This window comes from Hyphomonas sp. (assembly GCF_013823385.1).
Lineage (GTDB): Bacteria > Pseudomonadota > Alphaproteobacteria > Caulobacterales > Hyphomonadaceae > Hyphomonas.
The window spans coordinates 48,083-65,963 of record NZ_PNMA01000007.1; the positions used below are offsets into that span (position 1 = coordinate 48,083).

Consider the following 17,881-nt stretch of genomic DNA (forward strand, 5'->3'; position numbering starts at 1 on the left):
TTATTAGCGGCTATAGAATTAATCATGGCAGCACGAGCTTCTGACGAACGGAACGCGTTGCGTGCGGAAGGTTGAGCCGAATAACCAACTCGTTCTCAGTTACGACTGGGATATCGCTTCCGGAATCCCTCAACGCCCTAATCACCGGATCGTCAGGATGATCGCTCGTGAGCGGTCCCGACAACGCGACGATCGCTTGCTTTCCCTTGGGCATGCTCACCAGAATTGGCGCTGTTACCTCGCCAACGTCGGTCTTGATCTTGTGATTGAGCTTAAACGATACGTCTTGACCGTGTTGTCGCTGAAGGTCCTTGCATAAAATCTGGGTGGATTCTGCAATTCGTTGGGCGTCAAATTTCGGCAACTCGCCGAGCAGCAGGTACTCCAGCAGTTCTGTTCCAACGTGCCGATCAAGCAGGCTGTGCTCAAATTTGTTCTTGAAACTGCGTAGGCAGCGATAACAAGAGCTGTCGCATCCTTCTGGGCAGCCTTTCACCAACTGGAGAGCATGCTCCAACAGTTCGAGACCACGATTAGCTACCTGCGGGGCAAACCCAGCGCCGCCAGGAAGCGTATCATAGAGGAAAATTTCGGCCTCTAGCCCGCTTACTCCAGCGGGAGTTATGGCCGGTCTATATTCCGCCATAAGCTCACCTGGCTCAATTCCAAGTATCTGGCTTGCGGTAGATGCCAATGCTTCGCTCACCGTACGCAGCGCAACCATAGTTGCTGTGTGCGCTGGTCTTAATTGTATCGGCTTTGCCACCCGAAGCGAGAAGAGTGCGATATCGCTAATGAAGTCGGTGCCAAGAACGATATGTCTCGTAGGTGAAATCCCATCGCAGATACGTTTGTCTTCGTCCGTTGGAAACGGGACACGATGAGGGCCGATGAGCTTTGAGTCAGGGTCCTTGTCTGCCTCTATGCGTCCGCATTTCGTGCAGTAGGTGTAACCCTCGCGGCCGGGGCCGGTGTTCGAAACCAGCAAGTGGCGGCGTTCCGGCAAGATCCGCACTCTGTCGTTGACAGCGATCCACCCCTCGCTCTCCTTCGGTGTGTCCATCGTCAGCTTCGCGCGTGTCGCGTAACTTGTTTCGGGAACGTCGTCCGGCGAAGTTACCTCGGATACGTCAATGGGATGGGCGAAGCCGGGAGGGCGCAACCAGTATCGTCCAGCACCAAATGTATTTGATCCACCACACGCAATGCAGTCTTTGACGTCGCCGCGCTGCGCCTCATGCGAAGCAAAGGTGTTGGCATAACCGCAATCGCGGCACTCCATATAAATCCGCTTGTTTTCCCATGCATCGAAACGCTCGTCAGAAACCGAGTAGATGGCATTAGAGGTGTAGCACTTGCCGGAAACCCATACCTGTTTTCCGGGCGCATATTGGCTCAGGGCGATTGGCAGCCCTTGCGAAGGCGCAAAGCGCATGATGGGGCGTCTTTTTGTCGATCGGCCTTCGTCGAAAATGTGAAAAGTCGCTACGTCTGTGGGAAATGCGTATCGGGGAAGCTTCCCGCAGTATAGCAGTCGATCCAAAAGCTTTGCCTGATTGGAAGCGTAACGAGGGCGCTCGTCACCTTCTTCTGGCGCATCTTCCGATTCGTCTTCCTCAGACTCATCGCTTGAAGAATCAGATAACTCGATAGCGATGGCATCGTCTATGGCGGCCAGGCAATCAGACTTAAAGGATGCGAGAAGTGCTGCCCGGTCTTCGGTAGAAAGCTGCGAGGGTATCCATGCATCTAGTCTTTTTCTGAGCGCATCTTCGTTCGCTGCTATCCAAACTTCTAAATCCGCTCGGCCTATTGGGTATTTGCCGTTTCGAAAATCTGAGACGGTACCCAATACAGAGAACAAGTCGTGCGGCTGATTCGGATCGACGGACTTTATTCGATCCTGATGATAGCTCTGCAGCAGAAACGCGCGAATGTGGCGGCAAACAATGTCTTTGTTATCTAGTGTCAATCTTGGATCGATGACATCGCCGCTGATCATTCCTTCTGGGTTGGAAAAGTAATGCTCGTCGTGACTGTCGGCACTTCCGAATGCTACGACCGTCGCGACGGCATTAGCGCGGCGCCCAGCCCGACCAGCTCGTTGCTGGTAGTTTGCGCGGCCTGGCGGCATGTTTCGAAGTGCTACGCCAGAGAGGGCACCTAGATCGATACCGACTTCCATTGTCGTCGTGCTAGAGAGGACATCGATCGCGGTGACACGCAGTTTGCCACCGACGCTTGGTAGAGCAACATCTTGAAAAAGGAGTTCGTTTTCTTCCGCCTTTGAAAACACGTCATCGTTTTGTGGTGCGTTAAGCTGAGCAGTATGCTCCGCAGCAATTAAAGCGAATGGCTGTCGCGGAGGAACGCCTAGAGCCGCGACAACAGGCTTTCGGTAAAAGCCTTTTCGAGCAAGAAACACAGAATTCTCGTTTACGTCGAGTGGCTCGACAGCATCCTCACCGCAATCGATGCAGTGCGCTATGCCCGGTATAATCCGATGTACTGACTTGCATATTGCGCAGTGGTGCCATTCTCCACCGAACTGTAGAGAAAGCTCGATGCCTTTCAGTCCCTTATAGCCGTCGTTTTTCTCCGGCGCGAATGTATCGAAAAGTTTGGGGAGCCACTTTTCATTGAAGACTTTCTGGGCGGCCTTGTCCTTTAGAACCTTCTCGAATGCCTTCAGCTTTTTCCCCTTGAACCCACGAACGCTTACTCCTTCTTTGCGAGGGCGTCTCCACCAGACAGGCGGCATCGTGTTGAGCAAAAATCCGTAGCTCTGCCAGCAGCGAAACCACGCGCGCGCCAGCGCAACTTTGGCTTCAGGCGTATTAGGGAGACCGGGAATTTCGGGTAGCTTTTGCAGTTCGCTCGTGTGTTTGCTTTTTTCTACAATCGAAGCGATCGCCAAAGATTCAAAGCCTCTGAACTTGTCGTTTATCGTTGCGACAATGTTTTCCAAAAGAGCTTCAGGCGGGCGCTCGGATCTCAACTCAAAGCACAGACTTAGCAACCCGGCGTCGGTGTCGGCGTCTCCATTTTCGATCGCATTTTCGACTGCCAGTTCCGCCCCGAAACTCTCATAGCCCTTAAGTTCAGGTCTGAGGCGAACGCCCAATTTTTTTGAAGCCAGAAGAACCGAAAAATACAAATCCTCCAGGCACAAACTGGACCTCAAAGCGGGAACTTGGCTCAGACGTTCCATTCCCCACGCAATGAGAGGCCGAAGGGAATCCCGCGTGGAATACATTTGAAGATTAGGCGCTAGACGTGCCGCCACTTGGCGCGAGTCAGAAAACGCAAGCACCTTGCGGCCTCGAAGTGGTGCAAACGCAGATGCATTGTTTGGGCTCGGGGGTTGAATTTCAATCTGGCGGGCAACTAGCGCCTGGAACGGCTCATCACCCTTGGTTTGATGGTCTTGCACATATGAGCGGCCACGGGAGGCCTTTCCGCAAACGCCGCATGGGCAAAACTGCCCTCTAGATTCAAGGTTCGCGGCATCGTCACCGTCATCATCATCGTCCGCTGCGTCCGTAACTCTGGCACTTCGCAAGTAAACGGTTCGTACTCGCTCACTTGAGACCGCATTTAGCATCCCTGTTTCGAGATCGTATTCCGCTGGTTCCGCAACCTGCTCATCTTTTGCGGGCTCCAACAAAAGATCGATCGGGAGCAAAGATCCTGCGTCACCATCAGCGGCGCGTAAGCGGTCACCTGGGTCCTTCCAGAGCACCACAGGCTGATCGACATCATCAGTGTAAGCGCGCGCGTAAGCTGTGCCACAATTACGGCATGTATAGAACTCCAAGACGCGCGCGCCGCAACCACACTTCTCGTGCGGCTGGCTAAACATCGTGCCGCAGATGCCTGACTTTTCGCTTTCATCCAGTACCGTACAGTTTGGGTCCATGCAGACCCACAGGCCGGGCAATCCTCTAAAGAAGTTGTGGATTCGGCAAGGCAAAAGGCCCGCGCTTTTGGGCTCCGGCCGCGCGATACTGCCGAATGCCAGAAGCGTTGTGATGGCCTTGCTGCTCACATCTTCCTGCACATCGGGAAAGATCAACTTTCCAAGGCCCTCAATCGGAAGAGCCTTTTGCATCGTAGAGTTTATCAGCAGGCCGAGCGGTTCGTAGTCTTTCAGCGCTTCGAACAACGCAAGTTCTATGGAGGCCTTCTCCGCTATTTTGCGGCGCGCCAATAGCGGTGCTGCAATGGCGACCTTCTCGACATCAGTCGCTGAGTCATAAAAAGACTGAAGGTCGATGGACGCTAGGCATTCCGCGTCCGGGACGTCGGCAGTAGCGCTGTATGTCTTTAAATCGAGCGCGCCGCGTACGGGAACGAAAGTCCCCTCAGGCAAACCAGAAAGCTGACTTCCAAAACTAGGGGCGTAGGTATGATCCTTGAAACTTGCGGTGGCACAAATAACTTTGAACCGGTCGATCGGCGCTTCAATCCGATCCCGTAGTCTCCGAAGCAAAAGGCCCACTTCTGCGCCCGGCGCTCCCCGATAGAGGTGTGCTTCGTCCAACACGACCAAGAAAGACTCGCCCGGATTTGCCTTGAGCCAATCGCGAGTAGAATCGAAGATCGTCCGCTCGATCGGACGCATCAGCATGTATTCGAGCATCGAATAGTTCGTAACCAGCAAGTCTGGCGGAGCGTCCTGCACCTCTTGACGGGTAAGCAGTTCTGAGTCGTTGGGAAGGCAAACGGCACGCTGGTACTTGCCGGTCTTTGGATTGATCCACAGCTTGTTCTTTTCGCCGTACCACTCAACCAAATCCGGTTTTGCTGGCCACTTTCCGCGATCTTTCAGCGCCTGCTTAAGTTCAAGGGCCGGCTTGCGGATATCTAAGGAGTCGGATCTCGCCTGCCGCTCGATCTCAACGTAGAAGTCATCGAACGCTTTCAGCTTTCGAGAGTCACTTTGGCTCGTCCTTACGCCGGCATAAGGAGTGCGGCTGGTGTATCGCGCAAAGCGTGGTGGGCGGCCTGCCCATTGACCGAACTGTTTCACCACGCGCTCATCGCCAAACAGCGCACGAAGTCTTCCTAATTGGTCGTTGACCAGAGCGTTCATGGGATAGAGCACCATCGCTCTCATGGCATTGTGCGCCAAGAAGCTCTTGGGTGATGCACTCGCTTCGCGTGCCAATCTTCCCATGATCGGCATGAGGAATGACTCTGTTTTGCCAGACCCGGTGCCAGTCATGATCACGAGGTTCTTCCCGTCTATGAGGGAATACTGGAGAGCTTCAGATTGGTGCTTGTAGGGAGGGTCATAAAGCAGTCGCTGCCCGGACGATGATGGTTGCGCCAAAGTCTCGAATAATATCGTCACTTCCGGCGGAAGACCCTCGATTTCCCCGAACAACTTGTCAGTCTGATACTTAGGTGTGGATTCCAAATACGGAATTTGGTGGATGACGGAGGCCCGATCCAGTAATGCGGCGCGCTGCACTATGAGTGCGGGGTCGCTGATATGATATGTGGCCTCGATGTAGTCCTTGAGGGCGCCATGCAACTGTTCGATGGCCTCATGAATTGTTTGGCGCATATCGGGCTTCTCCGTTGGAATTATCTGTTCGTTTCAGCCAAAGCTCGTTTCTGAGAAAGGCTTCCTCGGAGGCGAGATCTTCCGCCGCCAAGTCGTATGTCGGCAGTCCGTTGCTCGCTTCGGTATTCATCGCCACGAGTAGCAATCTCCGTTGCGCCCAGAGCGGCAGCGGTGAAAAAAAGCGCATCCGATAAACGTCTTCGTGCTTGTTCACTTGATAGAGCTGCGGAGCACCACGCAGGTGATCGATGGCCATTTGCAGGTGCCAAGCCGCATCACATCCGCGCCAGCGAAAAACACGCGCTGGGAGGTCGATAACTCGTGTTGCCGTGCCGCTCTCTAGGCGAACGAAGCACCACAGCGGATTGCCGAACTCTTGCTTGCGTCTTGCAACGTAAGTCCCGCTGTGATGGGTGGGAATGATCCAGCGGCCTGGATAATAGGTAGGTGATCGAGACGGGTCCAATATCTCTAAGTCTCTAATCGCCCCCGAAGGCAATCCAGCATTTAGGCGCGTTTCATGCGATGCTAAGTGATCGGCTGGCATCTCTACGCGCGGTCGTTTGCACCACGCATCTTCCGGAATCCTGACTAGGCCTAGATCGCAAAGGTCGTGCTCCCAGTTTTCTTTTGGGTCCGGTCTAAGAACTCGCGTGTACCCCCACGCAGTAATGCGCTTTGCAACATTCTGAGGAAGGAAGTCTTGGCCGTCGGGTGCGACGCCAAGAACAGCTATCGTACCACTTTCCCGCACCACGAAACTTGGCGGTGTGGCGTAGAGCCAATTGGTCCGCGCCGCAGTTTTTGCATCTACCACGGAAACGATCTCGACAAAATCTCCTCCGACGGTGAGGCCTTCAATGGCATCGTCGATCAGATCCGTCAGATCCTTCGAAGTAATAACTAAGTGTTGCAGAGCTTCTATCACGCGGGCACGAAGCGTTGCTGCTGCACACGGACATGCCACACTCGCCACGCGACGAACGGTAGCTCCAAGAAATTCTCGGCTTTGAATGCCAATATCTGCCGAAAGCCCAAGCGATATTGCGCACTCAGCGATAACTTTATCCGGCGCAAGGGTGGTCACTGCCATTGCCACCTCGGAATCATTCTGGAGTTATGCCCTTCGCTGTCGCGTGCGCAGAGGAGCGCGAGAAATCGCGCTCCTCTCGCGACATCGGCATACTGAGTTACGTTCTCTAGCAGGCGTTCAAGGTCGTTCTTGTACCATGTGCGAATGCGGTTGGGCGCGCTCGCAAGGCGAAGGGCAAACTCGGACGCCGACCTGTCCTTACAAATTTCAAATCTGTCTGCCAAAGCGCCAAACCACTCGGCTATTTCCATGCCATCTGTGGGAAGTGTCGCGTAATCCCGCTTTAAAACGACGGCGAACCCGCCGCGCTTCACAACGTGGCTTTGTAGTTCGTCCCGCGAACGCGCGTCAGATTGAGTTAGAAACTGCGCCTCAGCGCGATTCCACGCCGGACCACAAATTTGTTGAAAGAGCGCGGAATGGACCGTCTCCAGTATCTTTTGCCGTCTGATGTCCGCTAGTGGTCCAGCCAATCTCGCGCCATGCCATGCCTCGATCGTGGCAAGGGCTTCCACTGTTGTGGTCCGTCCCGCAGAAATATCGCTGACGTTTGGTACAAAACCTAACGCCTGAAGGTCATTTCCAGTTAGGCCAGTGCTGACAATAAGTCGGTCTGCGTCATCTCCACTTGTGCAGTAAAAAAGGCGGCCGGCGCCGGCAATGCCGATTCCGATTCGCGCATCCTGCCGTGTATGCGGTGTAAGAAGTGTAGGTGTCTCTAGCGCGTAAGAGATGCAAGTCGCCACGTTGTCATCTGCGCCTGTGTCATCAAGCAGACGGACCGAGGTAATGCCGTCTTTTCTCACTACGACCCAACGAAGCGGCAGCGTTTTCCGTTGCAATGGGAATGTTCGTTCACCCAATTCATCGACTGTGAACACGAGCTTTCCGGAGGCAGCGTCAAGGTACCTCCAGGCCCAATCGCCCTGTGAAGCGAATTGCGTGAACTTCTTACGCCAAACTTGTGGCGAGATCGGAAAATCCAACGGCTCGCATACCTGCGCCCGTAGTAGTTCGTCACCGTTCACCAAAGAGAGAACAATCGTCGCGGTACACTTCCGGCTTTGGGGGCCATACGCGACAATGGTTGCAACATTCTCAAACAAATCTTCGAGGTTGCATGAAGATGGCTCCAGCGATACGCTGAAGGCATCGCCGCCTAACGAGCCTGGAATCCAAGCGGCAGGCTCGCGCACCAAAACATTGATTTCGCCTGTTAGAGTGGCGTCGGCAGTGTTCTTGCGCACTGCAGTTATGCGCACGCGGTGCTTGCCCTTCGGCAACTCGCCTAACTTTACGAAGACGGGAATGCCCTGAGCAGCAGCTTTCACGAAGCTGGGCGCACCAGAGTTTAAAGCAATCTGATAGCCCTCTAGCGGATGATCATGTTGCAAACCGAGTATGGGATTTTCACCCTGCAACCAGGTTGCGTCTCCTTCGCCATCCCAAGAAATAGCTGGCAGCCCAGCTGGCCAAACTCGAATTGTCTGTGCAACCGTAAGACCAGTCCGCCTTAGCCATGCAATGGTTTCGGCGTCGAGAGCTTTAGGCAGGTCGAATCGAGAAGCGGCGCAACCATCACACAGTAGCTCCAACGTCGCCCCAATGTTCGGCGGCGTTTGGACGGCCGACTCCGATATCAAAACATACTTACTGCCGGGGTGGACAACACGCCCTTTGATATGAAAGGCGATGCCGTCGGCCCCTATGCGGAAAAGCCACAGCGGCCCGTCAGGCATCGCGCAATCGCCACCAACAAGCGCTTGAAGAGCGTCATTGTTTGGAGCGAACGCGAACAGTGGTTCTCGTGCAACTGGCCATCGTTTCAGAACAATTCTTCGTTTCGCTCCGACAAAGTAACCGGGTGGCTTTTCATCAGTGGTTCCAGCGATGCGGCAGCGGCTTTGTCTTAGCACTCGCCCCAAATCGATATTGAGTGCGGCAATTGCCGCCATATCAGGTGCCTCCAACAAAGGCTGCCACTTGTCATTTCCGAGGTATCGCAATGAGATCGTCGGACGCACGTTAGAATGTTGCGATGAAGTTGAAGCAGGCTGGGAAGTACCGGACCTGGACGGTGGGGCAGTACCTTGAATGCGATCCGCCATGACACGCGCGGCCTCGCGCAGCCAAGTACGTGCGTCACGGACTTGTTCAAGATCGCCTGCAATCCGTTGGAGCGTTTGTGGGCTGATTGTCTCGGCCGTGTCGGCCGCATGTCCCAGCAGAGCCAACACAATACGACCGACGAGTTCTTCTTGTTGCAAGAATTCTGCAAAGCGGGTTGCTGGATGATAAGCTTCTTCGGCTATCAATCGGCCTACATCAGCGGGCTCCAGCGACGAGATGTTGGCTAGTCGGAAACGCAAATCATACAATGCACGAGCGAGATGCCGCTGCAGATACCGTGGCAGCATCGCGTGAGTAATTGGCAACGCTATAATCGGAAATTGGCGTGCCCATGGGCCCGACGGAGTTAGCCCCCGGTGGGTTTGAGCGAATCTTCGATAGAATTCGCGGATTCTATCCCTGTCACGGTTGCGATCTAGCCAATCGGGGACGGCTTCCCGGAAAGAGTCCCAGTACTCCGCGCCGTCGTACCGATAGCCAACCTCTGCGGCAGCAGCGATCCAAATAAGCCAATGCTTCGAATCCGCGCTGGAGTTTGCGCGAAAGCTACGGCTCAGCAGACCTAGTGCGCTCCGGCACTCCTCCGCATTTAGACCATGCTCGATAGCATAGACCGAATAGTTCTCGGTCGCCCTAAGGTCGCGCAGCTGGGCGTAATGTTTGGAAAGCCGGTCTTGTAATCCTGCTAGATCATTCAAAACGACCCCCCGTCCGCGACTTAGGCGGTTTTCCGTCGGTCTTCACCGACCGGTTCACCGCGGATGAGCCGCGCAATATCTTCGCGGCGCCACGCTTTGTAATCATCTTGCCGCGCGGCGCGTGGTTCTAACCAACGCGCGCGCGCCAACTCAGATATTTCTTCGACTGTCTTAAGTGTCGAAAGGTCTGGGCGACCTTTGCCCGTCGCCAAAATCTTTTTCGCGTTCTTTGCCAACGGACAGAAAAACACCTCGCGCTGAATCCCGTGACGCATCACAGACTCGGTAATGCCCAACTGACCGAGTGCGGCTCGAATTGTCCGGAGACGCCAGTTTGGCCCTTGTCCGAAGCGATGCCGGTCGGCGTAAGGATGCTTCAGTATCCTGAGATACTCCCGCATTTGCGTGAACAGGTCATCGGTAATGTGAAAGTGTCCCCAACCGAGAGTGTATCCAATCGGATCGAAGTAACTCACACCATCGAGCTTCAGGCGGTTGTATAGGGAAGACCGCCCCATTGAGGAACTGGTAGTGACGGCTAGAAGCCGAGCTCGCTTTTCCTCGCCGGAAATAATACCCGTGGTCGATCCGTAGACCTTCGCAAAGTCGTCGTACACTTCACGGGAACGGACCAAACAGGCGACCGCTTTGCCACCCAGAAGCATATTGTAAGGCGGTACTGCGCCAAGAACGTAGGCGTCCAAAATGTTGACCAATCGGCGCGAGCGCTCGGCGGCGGTCCAGCCGATGAGGTTGTCCCGAACCGACAAATTGAAGACCGGATCGCCGAGAGCAAAAATTCCAGCTAAGCGGTCGTGTCCGCGATCCCACACAAGATAACGGAGGCGACGCCCGTAACCATTGGAGACGGGAACAGACCAAGTGAGAGACGCCGTCCGAAATAGATTTGATTCAAATGTGCCCGCCTCGACGCGCACTAGCATCAAATCGATCTTGGCAGGATCAATTTCACTTCCGTTGGCAAAGTAAGGGAGCGCCTCAGGGAGAAATTCTTTGAGAAGAGGCTGCGCGTCCCGCACGCGCTCGTCTCTTTGTACCCGGTGAAGTAGGCGAACGGAGTCCTTTCCGTTGTCCGGGCGAATGAGTGTTCCGTCCGGTCGCTTCGCAAAACCAAGACGCGTGAAATGCGTTCGGATTTTCTTTTTTAGCTTCGCTTCAGGCGTGAAAACGCGTGCGACCGCGCCTTCACCCTTTTTCTTGTTCTTCAACTTCGGCACTGCTCCCCCTGATCAGGCGCTGATTCTTGAATCCCCGTTGCACTTATAGCACGCGGGAGTTGAGCGCCTAAGTGTTGATTGTATTTTCCAGATTCCATTTTCGAAGCAGCCGTGAGGCGTACCGTTAGCGTCTTGGTGGGTCTGTTGAGGTCCGACCGCCTCGCGCAGGATCTAGGGATGCCGGCATCTTTCTTCGATCTATGGGCAAAATCGGTCAGGCCAATCGGACATCGATGGGTGAAGGGAGAGCGACGTCTCCCTTCGAGAGCTTGAGCGCCGATACGCTCACCAGGGTGGGGTCTTGGGAAGGGGCACGGAGGCCCTTCCCCAAGCGCAGGTCCATCGGCGAGTGATGGCTGGGATGGGTTTCGGGAAGGGGCAGGAATGCCCTTTCCTGAACGGATAAAACGGCGGACGTTTTGGTGCAGATGACGCTCGATGCGTCAGGCTGCGCCATGCCTGGGGGATGCAACGGGGGCGCGCAGCGGCCCCCTTGCCGAGATTGCGGTACTACCACCGCACATCTTGCAGCCCTCACTTCCCTCCACTCATCGCAATTGGACCTTACCGATTGAAGCGAAGTGCGTCATTCGCCATCTCCTGGATGGATCGCAAATCAAAGGCGCAAAAGGTCGGCACTGATCCCGCAGAATAGGCCAATGCTAGCCTTGCCGCGTTCCTTGCCTGCTCCTTTCGGGGCGTGTCGTTTCCGTTGAGTGAAGGAAGCTCTGCGCTTGATTGAAGCATGAGCGAGTAAAGGCCGACTATAAGAGGCTTATCCCGTGGATCGATGGCTTCGATTTGGTCGATGCAAGTGTGAATGCGCAACTTCAAGGTAGCGGCATCCGATTTTCGCTGGTGCCAGTCTGCTGCGATGATCATCATATCGAGGTAGTGCCTGATCTGCTCTCGGTCTTTGCTATTGGCGGCGTTCCCCAGATGCCCCCGCGCGGCGTGCACATGCAGTCGCACCTCATCAAACTGGTGCGCTTTACAAGCGCGGCAAGCCTGACAGCGGTGAAAGCTTGCAAGCGCGAGGGCACCTTTTGGCCCCTTCGCATTCGCAAACCAGCCGCACACGTGATCCGCACTTTTGGCAGCAAGGAGGTGGTCTGTTTTGTCCTGCGCCATTTCCAGCGTAATAGCGTCACCCAACTCGCGCAGATACTTGTCCAGTAGCGCGTAGCTATTCACCATCGTGTCTACATCGCCCGCATGCTCGCAGATGCGCGCAAGAGCCATTACAAAGCGAAGGCCGCCTTTTGATTTTCGGTCCTCCAGGCGGCCAACGGCAATTCTTCCCAAAGGCAGATAGCTTGCTTTGCGCGCGACGGCGTTCTTCGCATTGTAATGAGGAAGCTCGAACAAATCGGCAAGCAGGGGTGCGTAGCCGTCGAAGTTAATCGCACTGTTCGCCGCCAGGATCACTTTATCCCGATACTTCAGGAACTCCTCCAACGTGGACACGCGAGAGGGGTCAATAGCAAGGCTATCGAACGGCGCATCGCCTATCCTTCCGTCCAGATCACGCAGCCTTGCAAGCGCGTCTGCAAATTCCACCTCCTCGACAGGTATGGCGGTTGGAAACCGCGTCTTCATATCGTTCAGCAGCGTCAGAAGTTCGCCCGAAAGCACGCCTGCGCCTCTAAGCACGCGAATGATCGCTCTGTATTGTTCTGGCGAGGGGCGGGATTTGTTGCTAAACTACCGTCTGACGGTTTCAATATTTCCGTCATCAAGAGCCGCTGCGAACTTGGCAGCGGGGAGAAGCTGCGCCTCCTCCAGCAAGAAAACTAGCAACTCGCCGAATGTTTTGTAATTGCGAGCTATTTCGAGCCGCAATGTCGTTTTCGTATTATCTTCGCCACCTTTTCTCGTCATTGAGTCCGCCTCTTGCCGTGCCATGGAATGGCTCGTGAGGAATATGCTCGACTTCGAGCTTCTGGAAAATCCTTGCGCGAAACTTGGGGTTCTAGGAACAAAAACCTACCATTTGCTCCTATTTTGTTCTAATCTGCCCTAAACCGCAGACAGAAAGGAGAAGGCCGCGTGGACGACGAACGAAACACAATTGCAGACGGGACGAACACACGTTTGTCAGCTGCGCCCTCCTTGGACTTGGAGCGCTACCTTCCTGCGGTCGAAGATCAATTCGTCACGGAAGAAGCAGCCTTGGCGTTCCTCCGTACACTGTTCGAAATCATGAGCGCCTTCGTTGATCTGGGCTGGGGCGTGGATTCCATCCACCTCGCAATTCCTGAACTTGCGAAAATTTCTTCTGCCGACTCCGAAGTTGCGCTAGGCTCTCTCGATCAACACATTGAAAATGAATTCAAGGCCGCCTCTCAAAGGCCGCCTGAAAGAGAGATTCCATGAGCGACGTTGAGATTGATGCGGCTATTCTTTACATCCGCGTCTCTAGCCAGAAACAGGAGGATGAAGGCTCTGGAAAACTGAGCCAGGAACACCGCTGCCGCCAATATGCGGCAACGCTCGGCATTCCAGTTGAAGCCGTCTTCGGCGACACAAAGTCCGCCCACGGTGATTTTATCAAGCGTCCAGGTATGGTGGACTTGATTTCATACCTCCACTCAAATCGCCGCAAACGCTACATCGTAATCTTTGACGATCTGAAACGCTTCGCGCGCGATACGGAGTTCCATTGGAGGCTTCGCCGCACGCTTGAAAAGTATAACGCCATTCCCTACTGCCTGAACTTCCGCTTTGATGAGACACCCGAAGGGCGCTTCTTCGAAACGATTGTTGCCGCAGGCGGCGAACTGGAACGTCATCAGCTTGGCCGTCAGGCGGTTCAGAAAATGACTGCCCGCGTTGAACAAGGCTACTTCGTCACCAAAGCGCCCGTGGGCTACCGCTATGAACGCACAAAGAACGAAGGCGCGCTTCTGGTGCGCGATGAGCCGCTTGCCTCCATCGCGCAAGAAGCGCTCGAAGGTTTTGCGGGCCTGCGCTTCGACTCTCTGGCCGAAGTGCAGCGCTTTCTTGAAAGCTTCCCTGAATGGCCTCGGCAGAAGTCGGGCAAGCGCAAGGGCTTCACCAATGAAGGCCAGGTGAAGTTGATGCTGAAACACCCCGCCTATGCGGGTCTCGTCTCCGCGCCTTACTGGGGCGTGAGCGTTCGCAAGGGCCGCCACGAGCCTTTGATCAGCATGGAAACACATGAGCGCATCCTCGCCAAACTGGATGGCGGCGCGCGAGTTCCCGTTCGCAAAGACCTGAGCGAGGATTTCCCTCTGCGCGGCCATGTGAAGTGCACATGCGGTTGGCCGCTCACGGTTAGCTGGTCAAAAGGGCGCAGCGCGCACTACCCTTATTATCTCTGCAACAACAATCCGTGCGAACATTACGGCAAGAGCATCCGCCGCGATCAGATCGAAGGCGAGTTCGGCGCACTGTTGCAAAAGATGACGCCCAACGCGCAGCTTATGAGCATCGCCACTGACATGTTCGATCATGCCTGGGAAGTGCGCCGCCAAAACTCTGTTGGCCGCCTGGACGCGCTGCGAAAGCAGTTGAAGGATACCGAACAACAGATCGAGCAACTGATCGACCGCATGGTGGAGGCGAAGTCTCAGATCGTGGCGAATGCGCTAGAGGAGCGCATCGAAAAGCTCTCGAAAGATAAGCTGGCGATTGCCGAAAAACTGGCCCAAGGCGCGCAGCCGATCAGGGGCAAGGACCAATCACTTAGAACCGCTCTGACGTTTCTCGCAAGCCCTTGGAAACTTTGGGAGTCTGACCGCATCGAGCACAAGCGCGCCGTGCTGAAATTGGCATTCACTGGGAGACTCGAATATGTGCGAAATGAGGGGTTTAGAACCGCCGAATTATCCTTGCCTTTCATGGCGTTAGGGGATTTTTCGGCGTTCGGAAAAGAAATGGTGGGCGATGACGGGCTCGAACCGCCGACATCCTGCGTGTAAAGCAGGCGCTCTACCAACTGAGCTAATCGCCCCACCGCCGCCCTCTTAGCCGGGAGCGCGCCTGGAAGGCAAGTGCGGTTTGCGGCGCTGGCCTTCCCACCTCCCGAAAGACCGCTGAGTGAAATTTTGGCGGAAAAATCCGTTTCTGAGGACGGAGAGTCTACACGCGGGCTAAGGCTGGTGGATAAGGCGGGCTGCGCGCGGGCGGGAGGGGCGGCGGGGCCGAGGTTTCAGGCCGCTGAGGGGCGTGGACAGGGCCGCGTCTTTCCCCCGGACCGGGCCGGTCAGGCGCGGACACTTCCTGGACAAATCCGGACAGTTTTGGACAATTCCGGACAAATCCGGACAGGCTGGGGACAGTTTGTGCCAATGACGGCGCCCCTCTCCCGCACGCGGAAGGGGGGCGCACGTTTGGCTTCAGACCGGCCTTACTCCGCCGTCAGGCCCTTGGGCTCACCCACGACGAAGAAGCTGTAGCGGCCGGGCGCCAGATAGGTGGCGGCGGCGCGGTTGACGTCTTCGAGGGTGACCGCTTCGATCAGGGCGTTGCGGCGGTCGAAATAGTCGACGCCCAGATCGTCCTGGCGGACCGACATGATGTTGCTGGCGATCTTGGCGTTGGAGTCAAAGCCGAGCGGATAGGAGCCGATCAGATAGGCCTTGGCATCGGAGAGCTCTGCCTCGGTCACGCCGCCTTCGATGAACTTCTGCATCTCTTCCCGGATACCCGTGATGAAATCGCCGGCGCTCTCATTCTTGGTCTGCCCGCCGCCCGACCAGACGGTGAAGGAGGGGTTGGGATCGATGCTGGAGCTGACGCCATAGGTGAGGCCCTTCTCGACGCGCAGGGTCTTCATCAGCCGGCTTTCAAAGCCGCCGCCGCCGAAAGTGTAGTTCAGCACATAGGCGGGGAAGTAGTCCGGGTTTGCCCGGTCCATGGCCGGGCCGATGAAGCGCACCAGGCTCTGCGGCTGGGGCAGCGGTACGATGACCGGATCGGCCGCCGCCGTCTGCGGCAACGCAACCGGGGTGACCGGCGGCAGATCGCTGGTTTCCGGCAGGGCGGCGACGGCGTTGTCGATCAGCGGGGCAAGGTCTTCCGGGCTGATATTGCCGACGGCGGTGACGAGCAGGCCGTCTTTACGCATCAGGGCACGCATATGGCTGCGGGCAAGTTCCGGCGTCAGGGCGGCGAGGCTTTCAGGCGTCACTTCCCGCGCGAAGGGGTGATCGGGATAGAGCGCCTGCGACTGGGCGCGCCAGGCGAGATAGCCGGCCGAGGTTTCGCGCGTCTTCAGGCTGACTTCCTGCTCGCGCAGGAAGCGCTGGAACGGGCCTTCATCATAGCGCGGGGCGGTCAGCGCGCTGGCAACCAGAGCCATGGAGGAGGCCGCATTCTCCGACAGCATGGTGGCTGAGCAGCTGGTCCATTCGGTGCCGTTGGAGCAGCCAAAGCTCATGTTCAGGTCTTCCATGGCCGTCTGGAAGGCGAGCGAGTCGAGATCGCCGGCGCCTTCATTCATGCCGTAGACAACCGCCTGGCCAAGCCCTTCCAGGCCGTCAGGATCCGCCACCGATCCGCCGCGCCAGGCCATCTGTACCGAGACGATCGGGATGGACGGTTCCGTCACCAGCCAGACCGATACGCCGCCGGGGGTGGTGAACTGCTGGATGTCGACAAAATCGCCATCATAGAAATCAACGGCGAGCGCGGGCGTGGCCTGGGCCGCGTCGAGGGAAGCCTGCGGCGCGGGCGTGCCGGCGCAGGCGGCGATCAGGAGCGCGGCAGCCGCGCCGGAGAAAAGCCGGAGTTTCAACATCAGAGGTCTCCTTCGGCCGGCAGAAGATGGGAAGTGATATAGTTCTTGTCGGCGCCGAAGACGGCGCGCACGGCGGCCAGCGCCTGTTCCGGCGTCACCTGGCGGACCTCATCGGGATAGGCGGCGATCTCTTCCAGCGTGAAGCCGAGGGCGAGATTGGCGCCATAATGGTTGGCCATCGAGGACTGGCTGTCCTGCTGGTAGATGGCGGTCGCGGCCAGCTTGTTGCGGGCACGGACGACTTCGGCTTCGGTGAAGCCACCGGCGAGGATCTTCTCGATCTCTGCCATCACGGCAGCGTCCAGCGCTTCCAGGCTGACGCCGCTGACCGGCGTGCCATAGATCACGGCCGGGCCTTCATCATGCAGCGTGGTCCAGGCGAAGGTGGCGATATTGATGGCCAGCTTCTGCTCCTCCACCAGCGACTGGTAGAGCCGGCTGGTCATGCCGCCGCCGAGCACTTCAAGGCCGACTTCCAGCGCGAGGGCGGTTTCCGGATCGCGCTTGAAGGAGGTGCCCAGATAGTAGCGGCTCCAGACCGGCTGGCGCACCTTGGGATCGGAATGGGTGATCAGCTTTGTTTCGGCGAGCGGCGCCACAGGCTGCCATTTGCGGCCGCTATGGGCCTGGCCGGTGGGCTGGAGGGGGCCGTAATGTTCTTCGGCGAGGACGCGGACATCCTCTTCGGTGACATCGCCGGCAACGACGAGAATGGCGTTCTCCGGGCTGTAATACTCCCTGTAGAAATCGAGGCCGTCCTGCGGGGTGAGCGCGGCAACCTCATCCATCAGGCCGATGACGGTGATCTCGTAGGGGTGGCCCTTCCAGAATTCGTTGAGCACCATTTCCTGCAGCAGCGCGCCGGGATTGTTCTCGATCCGCTGGCGGCGTTCCTCCTTCACCACATCGCGCTCGGAGATGAACGGGCCCTTGGGATCATCATTGATGATCAGGTTCACCATCCGCTCGGCTTCCAGCTCCATCATCTTGCCGAGCTGGTCCTTGTGAACCCGCTCGAAATAGGCGGTGTAGTCCCAGCTGGTGAAGGCGTTGAGCTGGCCGCCCGACCGCTGGACGATGGAGGTGAACTCCTCCGGGCCGATATTCTTGGTCTGCTTGAACATCACATGCTCGAACAGGTGGGCGATGCCGGATTTGCCGGGCGCCTCATCGGCGGCGCCGACCCTGTACCACACCATATGCGTGACCACCGGGGCGCGGTGATCGGGCACGACCACCACCTGCATGCCATTGTCCAGCGTGAAGCTGGACGGCGTGTTGGCCGCAGGGGCCGCCTCGGCTGAAGCGCCAGCAACTGCAAAGGCGAGGAGCCCTGCAGCGACGAGTATCCGTTTCATGGGGTAGCTCCGATCTGGAGGGGGCAGG

General features: G+C 56.7%; 10 protein-coding genes and 1 tRNA gene. 2 read left to right on the forward strand and 9 right to left on the reverse strand.

Annotation, left to right across the window (positions count from 1 at the left end; genetic code table 11):
- Window positions 1–22: 22 nt before the first annotated feature.
- The 6 genes from C0456_RS06370 to C0456_RS06395 all read right to left on the reverse strand — a co-directional run bounded on the left by C0456_RS06370 (window position 23) and on the right by C0456_RS06395 (window position 12,612).
- Window positions 23–5,572, reverse strand: a complete 5,550-nt coding sequence (locus C0456_RS06370; RefSeq protein ID WP_291049737.1) for a DEAD/DEAH box helicase — start codon at window positions 5,570–5,572, stop codon at window positions 23–25.
- The gene (locus C0456_RS06375) at window positions 5,553–6,665 is read right to left on the reverse strand and encodes a hypothetical protein (RefSeq protein WP_291049740.1); all 1,113 of its coding nucleotides are present in this window, start codon (window positions 6,663–6,665) and stop codon (window positions 5,553–5,555) included. Before C0456_RS06375 ends, C0456_RS06370 begins: the two co-directional genes overlap by 20 nt.
- Window positions 6,656–9,493 (reverse strand): hypothetical protein, encoded by a 2,838-nt coding sequence (locus C0456_RS06380; protein ID WP_291049742.1) that lies wholly within the window; start codon window positions 9,491–9,493, stop codon window positions 6,656–6,658. The genes C0456_RS06375 and C0456_RS06380 overlap by 10 nt, the downstream gene beginning before the upstream one ends.
- A 20-nt stretch (window positions 9,494–9,513) precedes the next feature.
- Window positions 9,514–10,722 (reverse strand): Druantia anti-phage system protein DruA, encoded by a 1,209-nt coding sequence (locus C0456_RS06385; protein WP_291049745.1) that lies wholly within the window; start codon window positions 10,720–10,722, stop codon window positions 9,514–9,516.
- Window positions 10,723–11,295: 573 nt separating this feature from the next.
- Window positions 11,296–12,366, reverse strand: coding sequence for a hypothetical protein (locus tag C0456_RS06390; protein WP_291049747.1), 1,071 nt, complete (start codon window positions 12,364–12,366; stop codon window positions 11,296–11,298).
- A 69-nt stretch (window positions 12,367–12,435) separates the two neighbouring features.
- Entirely contained in the window at window positions 12,436–12,612 is a 177-nt protein-coding gene (locus C0456_RS06395) for a hypothetical protein (protein ID WP_291049751.1), read from the reverse strand.
- Window positions 12,613–12,780: 168 nt separating this feature from the next.
- Between C0456_RS06395 and C0456_RS06400 the strand changes: the two genes are divergently transcribed.
- Window positions 12,781–13,107 (forward strand): hypothetical protein, encoded by a 327-nt coding sequence (locus C0456_RS06400; protein ID WP_291049754.1) that lies wholly within the window; start codon window positions 12,781–12,783, stop codon window positions 13,105–13,107.
- Window positions 13,104–14,675: a recombinase family protein gene (locus tag C0456_RS20895; RefSeq protein WP_367179221.1), complete on the forward strand. Its 1,572-nt coding sequence runs from the start codon at window positions 13,104–13,106 to the stop codon at window positions 14,673–14,675. Before C0456_RS06400 ends, C0456_RS20895 begins: the two co-directional genes overlap by 4 nt.
- On the opposite strand, the gene C0456_RS06415 is transcribed toward C0456_RS20895, so the two are convergent.
- From C0456_RS06415 to C0456_RS06425, 3 genes are all read right to left on the reverse strand, one after another.
- Window positions 14,632–14,707: transfer RNA gene (locus C0456_RS06415), tRNA-Val, on the reverse strand. The two genes, C0456_RS20895 and C0456_RS06415, sit on opposite strands and share 44 nt — an antisense overlap.
- Before the next feature lie 396 nt (window positions 14,708–15,103).
- Window positions 15,104–16,495 carry a pitrilysin family protein gene (locus C0456_RS06420; RefSeq protein WP_291049761.1) on the reverse strand — a complete coding sequence of 464 codons (1,392 nt, stop codon included), beginning with the start codon at window positions 16,493–16,495 and terminating at the stop codon, window positions 15,104–15,106.
- On the reverse strand, window positions 16,495–17,853 hold the full coding sequence (locus tag C0456_RS06425) for a pitrilysin family protein (protein WP_291049763.1): 1,359 nt from the start codon (window positions 17,851–17,853) through the stop codon (window positions 16,495–16,497). Before C0456_RS06425 ends, C0456_RS06420 begins: the two co-directional genes overlap by 1 nt.
- Window positions 17,854–17,881: the final 28 nt, after the last annotated feature.